At 54.6% G+C, this 7,329-nt stretch carries 5 protein-coding genes and 1 other annotated feature; of the genes, 1 reads left to right on the forward strand and 4 read right to left on the reverse strand.

The features are described from left to right. Nucleotides 1-355 precede the first annotated feature (355 nt). The 4 genes from leuB to NM10_RS02505 form a co-directional block, all read right to left on the reverse strand. Nucleotides 356-1,426 (reverse strand): 3-isopropylmalate dehydrogenase, encoded by a 1,071-nt coding sequence (gene leuB / locus NM10_RS02490; protein WP_020310044.1) that lies wholly within the window; start codon nucleotides 1,424-1,426, stop codon nucleotides 356-358. Between the two features lies 1 nt (nucleotide 1,427). Then, on the reverse strand, nucleotides 1,428-1,916 hold the full coding sequence (locus NM10_RS02495; protein WP_020310045.1) for a 3-isopropylmalate dehydratase small subunit: 489 nt from the start codon (nucleotides 1,914-1,916) through the stop codon (nucleotides 1,428-1,430). 2 nt (nucleotides 1,917-1,918) lie between these two features. Beyond that, nucleotides 1,919-3,178 carry a 3-isopropylmalate dehydratase large subunit gene (gene leuC, locus NM10_RS02500; RefSeq protein ID WP_020310046.1) on the reverse strand — a complete coding sequence of 420 codons (1,260 nt, stop codon included), beginning with the start codon at nucleotides 3,176-3,178 and terminating at the stop codon, nucleotides 1,919-1,921. Between the two features lie 115 nt (nucleotides 3,179-3,293). After that, the gene (locus tag NM10_RS02505) at nucleotides 3,294-5,036 is read right to left on the reverse strand and encodes a 2-isopropylmalate synthase (RefSeq protein ID WP_020310047.1); all 1,743 of its coding nucleotides are present in this window, start codon (nucleotides 5,034-5,036) and stop codon (nucleotides 3,294-3,296) included. A gap of 81 nt (nucleotides 5,037-5,117) precedes the next feature. Next, nucleotides 5,118-5,364 (reverse strand) — a binding site (T-box leader). Between the two features lie 250 nt (nucleotides 5,365-5,614). Between NM10_RS02505 and NM10_RS02510 the strand changes: the two genes are divergently transcribed. Continuing rightward, complete coding sequence (locus tag NM10_RS02510; RefSeq protein ID WP_020310048.1) at nucleotides 5,615-7,132, forward strand: DEAD/DEAH box helicase; 1,518 nt, start codon at nucleotides 5,615-5,617, stop codon at nucleotides 7,130-7,132. Nucleotides 7,133-7,329: the final 197 nt, after the last annotated feature.

Here is a 7,329-nt window from a genome sequence, read left to right on the forward strand (position 1 = left end):
CTATCTCCATCCTGCCTCTCGCTGTACACGAAATCTGAAAATGTACTTAAACTATTTCTCATCATACACTATTCGCCGCGACCTTTCAAGGTGTGACTCTTTCTAATACTATAATATGAGCAAATATGAGCACAAAAAAGAGGCTGTCGCACGAAGCTAAAATGGCTTAATGCGACAGCCCCTTTTTTTAGTGGCTAGTGGCTAGCGGCTCCCCTTAAAGGGGAGCTGGCCGCCGAAGGCGGTCTGAGGGGTTGCTTTTGACCAAAAAAGACCCTCGCATGATGGTAGAAGCCTTCGTGCGACAGGCCCTTTTTGGGTTTTGAGTTTTCAGTTTACAGTTTTTAGTGAAACCGAGTTAGTGAATTTCACTGATGATGACATCGGTCATGGTCTGGGTGTCGGCTTTCTTGAAGCCTTCTTTATAGAGGTCCGGCGTGCGCCAGCCGGCAGCCAGGGCGGCGTCGACGGCTTTTTCAATCTTGTCGGCCGCTTCGTCTTCATCCAGGGAGTAACGCAGGAGCATGGCCGCCGAAAGGATGGTGGCGCAGGGATTGGCAATGCCCTGGCCGGCAATGTCCGGTGCCGAGCCGTGAATCGGTTCGTAGAGGCTGGTCATTTCGCCGATGGAAGCCGACGGCATCATGCCGATGGAACCGCCGAGGACAGCCGCTTCATCGCTGAGGATATCGCCGAAGAGGTTGCTCGTGACGATGACGTCGAACTGCTTCGGATTGAGGGCCAGCTGCATGGCGCAGTTGTCGACGTAGAAATGGTTCAAGGCGACGTCGGGATAATCCTTGGCGACGTCGATGACCGTACGGCGCCACAGGCGGGACGTAGCCAGGACGTTGGCCTTGTCGACGGACGTAACCTTGTGGCGGCGCTTCTGGGCGGCCTTCATGGCAAAGGTGCTGATGCGCTGTACTTCAGGGACACTGTAGTTTTCCAGGTCCCACGCGCGTTCGACGCCATTGTGGATTTCCGATTCGCAGCGGTCGCCGAAATAGATGCCGCCGACGAGTTCGCGGACGATGAGGACGTCCGTCCCGGTGACGATATCCGGTTTGAGCGGCGAGTATTCGGCCAGGACTTCCGGTACCTTGACCGGGCGCAGGTTGACGTAGAGCCCCAAAGCCTTGCGCAGGCCCAGGACGGCCTGTTCCGGGCGCAGTTTCGGGTCGACGTTGTCCCACTTGTCGCCGCCGACGGCGCCGAAGAGGATGGCGTCGGCTTTCTTGGCCGCTTCGATGGTATCTTCCGGCAAGGGCGAACCGCAGAGGTCATAGGCCGTGCCGCCGGCCGGTTTCTTTTCAAAAGTCAGGCCGATGTGGCAGACTTCATCGATTTTCTCTAAGGCTTTAACGGCACCTGCCGTGATTTCTTCCCCGATTCCGTCGCCGGGGATGACGACGATATGTTTAGCCATGTTACTTAGACTCCTTTACGTAATTGATCAAGCCGCCGGCTTTGGCAATGTCCTGGATGAAGCCCGGCAGGGGCGGCGCCTGGAAGGTGTCGCCTGTCGTCTTGTCGACGATTTTCCCCGTGTCGAGGTCGATGGAGAGGATATCGCCGGCTTTGATTTTTTCGACGTCGTCGCCGATTTCCAGGGCCGGCAGGCCGACGTTGATGGCATTGCGGTAGAAGATGCGGGCGAAGCTGGCCGCAATGACGACGGGGATGCCCGACGCCTTGATGGCAATCGGTGCGTGTTCACGGGATGAACCGCAGCCAAAGTTGTGGCCGCCGACCATGATATCCCCTGCCTTTACGTTGCCGGCAAAGGTTTCGTCAATGTCGACCATGCAGTGCGTGGCCAATTCTTTCGGATCGAAGCTGTTCAAATAACGAGCCGGGATGATTACGTCTGTATCGATATTGTCGCCGTAGCGCCATACTTTTCCTTCTAATGTCATGATTAACGGACCTCCTTCGGTGCGGCAATCTTGCCGAGAATCGCACTGGCTGCAGCGACCTGCGGGCCAGCCAGGTAGACTTCGCTGTCGACGTGACCCATGCGGCCGCGGAAGTTGCGGTTCGTCGTGGAGACACATTTTTCACCAGCCGTCATGATGCCCATGTAGCCGCCCAGGCAGGGACCGCACGTCGGCGTCGAAACGGCACAGCCGGCAGTGATGAAGGTTTCGATGTAGCCGGCCTTCATGGCTTCCATGTAGACGTGCTGGCTGCCGGGGATGACGATGCAGCGCACGTCAGGATGGACTTTATGGCCTTTGAAGATGTCCGCAGCGATCTTCAAATCTTCCAGACGGCCATTGGTACAGGAGCCGATGACGACCTGGTCGATCTTGATGTCGCCGAAGGTGCCGATGACCTTGGTGTTTTCCGGCAGGTGCGGGAAAGCGACGACGGGTTTCAATTCAGACAAGTTGATTTCGACAGTCCGGCTGTAATGGGCGTCGTCGTCAGCCGTGACGATGTCGTAGCCATCGGGGACGCGGCCCTTTTCATAGGCTATGGTCTGTTCATCGACAGGGAAGATGCCGTTCTTGGCACCGGCTTCGATGGCCATGTTGGCAATGGTGAAGCGGTCGGTCATATCCAGAGCGGCGACGCCTTCGCCCGTGAATTCCAGGGACTGGTAGAGAGCGCCGTCGACGCCGATCATACCGATGAGGGTCAGCATGACGTCTTTGCCCGTAATGTCATCGGGTTTGGAGCCCGTCAGATGGACATTGATGGCATCGGGGACTTTGAACCAGGCCTTGCCTGTAGCCATGGCGACGCCTAAGTCCGTCGAGCCGACGCCAGTGGAGAAACCGCCCAGGGCGCCATACGTACAGGTATGGGAATCGGCGCCGATGGTCAGCATACCGGGAGCGACGATGCCCTGTTCCGGCAGGAGGACGTGTTCGATGCCGACGCGGCCGACTTCAAAATAATGCGTAATGCCGTGTTCCTTAGCGAAGTCGCGGACGATTTTGGCCAAACCGGCGGACTTGATGTCTTTGTTTGGCGTGAAGTGGTCCGGGATCAAAGAAATCTTGGTCTTATCAAAGACGGGCTTGCCGATCTTGTTGAACTGGGCAATGGCCGGAGGGGCCGTAATATCATTGGCCAGGACCATATCGAGATTACAAGTAATTAAATCACCCGGTTTCACCGAGTCGACGCCGGCATGTTTTACCAGGATTTTCTGCGTCATCGTCATACCCATATGTATATACACTCCTTATTATTTCACTAAAATCCAATACAGATAAGTTTCTATCATGCTTGAGTTCGATGTGAGTGGCTTTCAATTACACTCCCCTCACATCAAACATCATACTTTAATGCTGGCCCGACGTGGCTTTGAAAGCCGTAATCGTATCCGGCGTGGATTTGAGGGCCCGGAACTTGACGCGCTGAGCCATGCCGTCCATGCGGTTGATGGCCGTCATGAAGGCGAAGATGGAAGCCGTAATGGTATCCGTATCGACGCCGGCGCCCCAGGTCGTATGGCCTTCTTTATCGGTCAGGCCGAAGTAAGCGATGCCGCGGGAATCGGAGTCACGGTCCAAATCGTGTTCGCTGTAGACGAGGTTGCTGAACTCGATGCCATAGGCCTTGCAGACGGCATTGCTGACGGCATTCAGCTGGCCGTTGCCGGCCCCTTCGAGGACGACTTCTTCGTCGTTGGCGCGGACCAGGACTTTGCCGACCCATTTATCGCCTTTCTTCTTGAGCGAGAAGTCTTCGACTTTCAGCGGCGTATCGGCATTGAGGTAGTTCTTCTGGAAGGCGTCGTAGATTTCGGCCGGTTTCAATTCCTGATGCTTGTGGTCCGATACTTCCTTGACGAAGTAGCTAAAGTCTTCGCGCATCTTCTTCGGCATGTCGATGCCGTAATTCTGTTCCATGACGAAACCTACGCCGCCCTTGCCGGACTGGCTGTTGATGCGGATGACGTCGGCATCGTACGTGCGGCCCACATCATGCGGATCGATGTACAGGTACGGGCAGGTCCAGTACTGTTCGTTGTTTTCCTTGCGGAAGTGCATGCCCTTGGCGATGGCGTCCTGATGAGAACCGGAGAAAGCGGCGAAGACCAGCTGGCCGGCATAAGGCTGACGCGGATGGACATGCATGTGGGTCACTCGTTCATACGTTTCCACCAGTTTGGGCATGTTCGAGAAATCCAGGCCCGGGTCGACGCCTAAGGCATACATGTTCATGCCGATCGTGACGATATCGGCATTGCCCGTCCGTTCGCCATTGCCGAACAGCGTACCTTCGACGCGGTCAGCGCCGGCGAGCATGGCCATTTCAGCATCGGCGACGCCCGTACCGCGGTCATTGTGGGGATGGACCGATAAGATAACGTTGTCGCGGTATTTCAGATTCTGCGACATATAGGCGATCTGCGAAGCGAAGACATGAGGCATGGACATCTGGACCGTCGACGGCAGGTTGATGATGGCCTTGCGGTCAGCCGTCGGTTTCCAGACATCGAGGACGGCGTTGCAGACTTCCAGAGCGTATTCCGGTTCCGTGCCGGTGAAGCTTTCCGGCGAATATTCAAAGCGGAAGTTGGCACCGGCTTCGTCGGTCAGGCGCTGTAACAATTTCGCACCGTCTACAGCAATCTGTTTGATTTCTTCCTTCGATTTGCGGAAGACCTGCTGGCGCTGGGCGAAGGACGTGGAATTGTAGACGTGGACGATGGCGTTCTTGACGCCTTTCAGGGCATCGAAAGTCTTGCGGATGATGTGTTCCCGGGCCTGGGTCAGGACCTGGACGGTGACGTCATCGGGAATCATGTCGTGGTCGACTAAGTAGCGCAGGAATTCAAATTCCGTTTCCGACGCAGCCGGGAAGCCGACTTCGATTTCCTTGAAGCCCATGGCGACCAAGACTTTATAGAATTCAATCTTTTCTTCAAGGCTCATAGGAATGATGAGGGCCTGGTTGCCATCGCGCAAATCGACGCTGCACCAAATGGGCGCTTTATCGGGATATTCTTTCTGGGCCCAGGACATATCGACAACAGGGGGCATAAAATAACCTTTTTTATAATGTTCTACGTTTTTCATACTGCATCTCTCCTATGATCATGAAATAAATTTAAAATAAATCATTACACAATCAAAATAAAAAAAAAATCTTTCATCTCGAAAAGAGACGAAAGATTATACTTACGCGTTACCACTCTAATTCCTATCCGAAGATAGGCTCTCAACAGGTACGGACATACGTCGATACCCTCCTGTCTGTTAACGGCCAGGCCCCGGCTCCACCTACTCCTTTCGTTTCAGCGAGCTGCTTAGAGATGAGTTCTGTTCCGTGCCGCTGCTGCCTCACACCATCCGGCAGCTCTCTGGAAACATTCCGGAACTTACTAGTTCTCTTCAACGCATTTTTTATTTTGGATTGTTTGTCTGTTGACGTTTTGTATGTTATCATACCCTTTTGTAATTTGCAAGGCTTTTTCCAGAACTTTTCCAAATATTTTTAGCTTAAACGTGATACTTTATTTAATAAAATGCCGTGAAGACGGGTTTAACGTTTATCTTTACATGTAACGATTCTTTGCAGGATGCGTCGCCTCCCCCCTATCTTTTTCCCCTTATTAATGCTATAATAAATAAGTTACACAACAAGGAGGAAGTACATGTTAGAAAAATTCCAAAATTTGAATATTAGCGAAGTCATTATCCGTGCCCTGAATGAAATGGGCTTTGAAGAACCCACACCGATCCAGGCTGAATCGATTCCCATCGCCATGAGCGGCAGCGACATGATTGGCCAGGCCCAGACCGGTACGGGTAAGACCGCAGCCTACGGCATCCCGGTCCTGGAAAAAATCCTGAAAGCCGAACCGTCCAAGGATATCCAGACCGTCGTCCTGTCGCCGACGCGTGAACTGGCCATGCAGGTTGCCGAAGAACTGAACCACCTGGCCCAGTTCACCAACATCCAGGCCCTGCCGATCTACGGCGGCCAGGATATGGAACGCCAGCTGCGCCGCCTGCGCAAATGCCCGCAGATCATCGTCGCCACGCCGGGCCGCCTCATCGACCACATGAAACGCGGCACCATCGATTTGAGCCACATCACGACCATCGTCCTCGACGAAGCCGACGAAATGCTGGACATGGGCTTCATCGATGACATCAACCTCATCATGGCCGCTACGCCGAATACGCGCCAGACCCTGCTCTTCTCGGCTACCATGCCCAAGCCGATCCAGCAGCTGGCAGAAACGTTCCTGCACGACCCGCTCATCATCCGCATGAAGGCCAAAGAAGTCACGATGGACCTCATCGAACAGTCCTACATCGAAGTGCCGGACCGCCAGAAATTCGACATCCTCTGCCGTCTCCTGGACCTGCAGGAACCGGACCTGGCCATCATCTTCGTCCGCACCAAACGCCGCGTCGACGAAGTGTCGGAAGCCCTCAAGAAGCGCGGTTACTCGGCTGAAGGCATCCACGGCGACCTGACCCAGGCCAAGCGCGATACGGTCATCCGCCAGTTCCGTGAAAAGACCATCGACATCCTCGTCGCTACCGACGTCGCCGCCCGCGGCCTCGATATCAGCGGCGTTACCCACGTCTTCAACTACGACCTGCCCCAGGACCCGGAAAGCTACGTCCACCGCGTCGGCCGTACCGGCCGTGCCGGCCAGAGCGGTGAAGCGACGACCTTCGTCATCCCCCGCGAAATGGAACACCTGCGGACCATCGAACGCCTCATCAAGCGCCGCATCACCCGCCGCAAGGCCCCGACCTTCTCGGAAGCCCTGGAAGGCGCCCAGCAGGCCGCCATCCGCAGCCTGATCACGACGACAGAAGAAGGCAACTTCGGGACGTATAAAGAAAATGCCGAAGAACTCCTGTCCAACTACGACTCGGCCGCTCTGGTAGCCGCAGCCATCAAGCTCTTGACCAAGGAACCGGACACGACACCGGTCAAGATTACCGAAGAAGCGCCGCTCCGCAGCCGCAACAACCGCGGCGACCGCAACAACCGCGGCGACCGCAACAACCGCGGCGACCGCAATAACCGCCGCTACAACCGCAACGACCGCCGTGGAGACCGCCGCAATCGCAACAACAACCAGCGCCGTGAAAACAAACAACATAAAGAAGCGAATCGTTCCGTATTCAAGCCTTATTTCAAGGATTGAGAAAAGGGGCTGTAACAAAATGAGTTTTTTTGCTCATTTTGTTACAGCCTTCCTTCTTTCCCATAACTAACACAATAGCTGGCATTTTTCATTTTCGTGAAAAATGCCAGCTACCTGTTTTTAGGCGTACTTTAATAAGCCTCGCTGTTTTTTTCTTTTTAGCAAGCTACTGTGTGTGTTKYTTCTTTTTTCTAAAT

Origin of the sequence: Megasphaera sp. NM10 (genome assembly GCF_000417505.1) — a bacterium.
In the GTDB taxonomy this organism is placed as follows: Bacteria; Bacillota; Negativicutes; order Veillonellales; family Megasphaeraceae; genus Megasphaera; species Megasphaera intestinihominis.